At 72.7% G+C, this 2783-nt stretch carries 2 protein-coding genes and 2 pseudogenes; 1 reads left to right on the forward strand and 3 read right to left on the reverse strand.

What is annotated here, in order from left to right:
* The 3 genes and pseudogenes from G6026_RS17115 to G6026_RS05295 all read right to left on the reverse strand — a co-directional run.
* Positions 1-132, reverse strand: a pseudogene (locus G6026_RS17115) (RimJ/RimL family protein N-acetyltransferase); the annotation flags it as partial.
* Between the two features lie 20 nt (positions 133-152).
* On the reverse strand, positions 153-1412 hold the full coding sequence (glp, locus tag G6026_RS05290; protein ID WP_182612429.1) for a gephyrin-like molybdotransferase Glp: 1260 nt from the start codon (positions 1410-1412) through the stop codon (positions 153-155).
* A gap of 144 nt (positions 1413-1556) precedes the next feature.
* Positions 1557-2456: a UTP--glucose-1-phosphate uridylyltransferase gene (locus G6026_RS05295; protein ID WP_107758169.1), complete on the reverse strand. Its 900-nt coding sequence runs from the start codon at positions 2454-2456 to the stop codon at positions 1557-1559.
* Positions 2457-2541: 85 nt separating this feature from the next.
* On the opposite strand from G6026_RS05295, the pseudogene G6026_RS05300 reads away from it, so the two are divergent.
* Positions 2542-2783 (forward strand): annotated as a pseudogene (locus G6026_RS05300) (5-formyltetrahydrofolate cyclo-ligase); the annotation flags it as partial.

Here is a 2783-nt window from a genome sequence, read left to right on the forward strand (position 1 = left end):
CGCGGACCAGTCGCGCGCGTCGCGACGCCGCACCGGTCGGAGCGTGACCACGCCGGCGCGGACCCGGAGGGGTCCGGCCTCGAGCGGCCACCCGGGGTGGGCGGTCGCATCGGTCGCGACGACGTTCCACATGGTCTCGGACCCGGATCGGCTCAGCCGCGTTGGGCGAGGAACATCACGTCCACCTCGTCACCGGTCCGGACGGCGGAGACGTCGGGGTCGATCACCACGAGGCAGTTCGCCTCCGCGAGCGAGGCGAGCAGGTGGGTGGAGGATCCCTGCGCGCCGCCGAGCGCCCGCACCAGGTACTCACCGGTGTCGGTGTCTCGCATGAGCTGTCCGCGCAGGTAACCGCGCCTGCCCTCCACCGAGGAGATGGGGGCGACGGTGCGGGCGCGGACCGTCCGGCGCATGGGCTGCCGCTTGCCCAACGCGATGCGGATCAGTGGCCGGACCATGATCTCGAAGACGACGAGGGCGCTCACCGGGTTCGACGGCAGGAGGAATGTGGGGACCTCGTCACGACCCAGTCGCCCGAACCCCTGGACCGATCCGGGATGCATGGCCACGCGGTTGACCTCGATCTGCCCGAGCTCCTCCATGACCTGCCGGATCCTCGTGGTGGCCTCACCGCCGGCCGCGCCGGAGACCACCACGAGTTCACTGCGCACAAGCTGCCCCTCCAGGACCTCGCGCAGCCTCGAGGGTTCGGTACTGGCGATACCCACCCGGTGCACGTCGGCCCCGGCGTCACGGCCCGCCGCGGTCAGGGCGTAGGAGTTGACGTCGTAGACCTGGCCGGTGCCGGGGCTGGCGTCGACGTCGAGCAGTTCGTCGCCGACCGAGATCACGGACATGCGGGGCTTGGGGTGCACGAGCACCTTGGACCGCCCCACGGACGCGAGCAGGCCGACCTGGGCCGGCCCGATGATGGCCCCCGCGCGCACCGCGACATCGCCCGGTTGGACGTCGTCGCCCACGCGACGGACGTACTCGCCGCTGGCGACGGTGCGGGTGGGGCTGATGCGCTGGCCCTCGGCGACGGCCCAGCCGACCGGGAGGACCGCGTCAGCCAGGGTCGGCAGGGGCGCGCCGGTGTCCACGCGGACGACCTGGCCGGGTTGGAGCCGGGTCGGCTGCCGGGATCCCGCGGTGATCCTCCCGACGACGGGCAGACCGGCCGGCCCGGCGGACTTCTCACCCGGGTCGTCGGTCGGGCCACCGACCCGGATGTCGACACTGCGGACCGCGTACCCGTCGATCGCGGACTGGTCGAAGGAGGGCAGCGGGCGCTCGGCCACGACCTCTTCGGCACACAACAGCCCCTGCGCCTCCGAGATCGACACGCGCACCGGTCTCGGGGCGACCGCGGCCGCCGTCACCAGTGCGAGCTGTTCCTCGACGGAGCGCACCAGGTGTCCCCTTCCCGTACGAAAGTCGCTGACCGTGCGGCGGTGTCACGCCAGGCGTGGCGGACCGACCGCCGGGTCCTTGTGGGAGAGGGTAGCGCCCGCGTGGCGCCATCCCGTGACGCCATTCCGTGACGGCGCCCGGCCTCAGTGGTCGAGCCGCCCGGCGAGCCACTCGCGGAGCTCGTCGGCGTAGGCCGGGTTGTCCAGGGCGAAGTCCACGCAGGCCTTGATGTACCCGCCGGGATTGCCGAGGTCGTGCCTGGTGCCGTCGTGGACCACCACGTGGACCGGGTGGCCCTCGTTGATCAACAGGTCGATCGCGTCGGTGAGCTGCAGTTCCCCGCCGGCGCCCGGCTCGATGCGCCGGAGCGCGTCGAAGATCGCGCGGTCGAGCACATACCGCCCGGCCGCCGCGAGGTTGGACGGCGCGTCCTCGACGGCCGGCTTCTCGACCATGCCGCGGACCTGCTTGACCGCCGGGTCATCCGTGTCGGACACCTCGAACACCCCGTACGAAGAGACCTCCTCCGGGCTCACCTCGAACGCGCAGAGGACGCTGCCGCCCCGCTCCGCGCGGACCTGCGACATCCGGCCCAGGATCCCGAACGGCAGCACCAGGTCGTCCGGCAGGAGCACGGCGACGGCCTGCTCCTCGTCCCCGAGCACCGATTCCACCTGAGCGACCGCGTGCCCCAGGCCCAGCGGCTCGTCCTGGCGGACGTCCACCACCTCGATGAGCCCGGGGGCCCGCTGGACCTTATGCAGCAGGACGTCCTTGCCCCGGTCCGACAGCGTGTCCTCGAGAACCTGGTCCTCGGAGAAGTGCGCCATCACCCCGACCTTGCGCTCGGAGGTCACTATCGCGAGCCGGCCCGCCCCCGCCTCGGTCGCCTCCTCCGCGATGAGCTCGATCCCCGGGGTGTCCACCACGGGCAGCAGCTCCTTGGGAACGGTCTTGGTGGCGGGCAGGAACCGGGTCCCGAGGCCGGCGGCCGGGACGACCGCGGTGCGGAACTGCGAGTCGGGCGAGGTGGTGGACGTCATGCCGTACACCATAGACGGAGCACCCCGCCCCGACCTCCGGACCACCGGCGGCATGGAGGCCGCACGGTGACGGCACACTGGGGTGATGACACCGGACAAGTCCGCGGTACGCCGCGCGGTGCGTGCGCGCCGCGCCGCGGTGCCCACATCGGTGCGGACGGACCGGGACCGGGCGATCCGCGACCATCTTGCCTCCCTGATGACGGAGGGGATGGTGGTCTGCGCGTTCGTTCCCGACGACGACGAGGCCGGCGGAGCGGGCCTACCCGAGGCGCTCGCCCTGGCGGGGGCGCAGGTGCTCCTGCCGGTCTCCCCCGCGGCCGGCCC

This window comes from Dietzia sp. DQ11-38-2 (assembly GCF_014145055.1).
Classification (GTDB): Bacteria; Actinomycetota; Actinomycetes; order Mycobacteriales; family Mycobacteriaceae; genus Dietzia.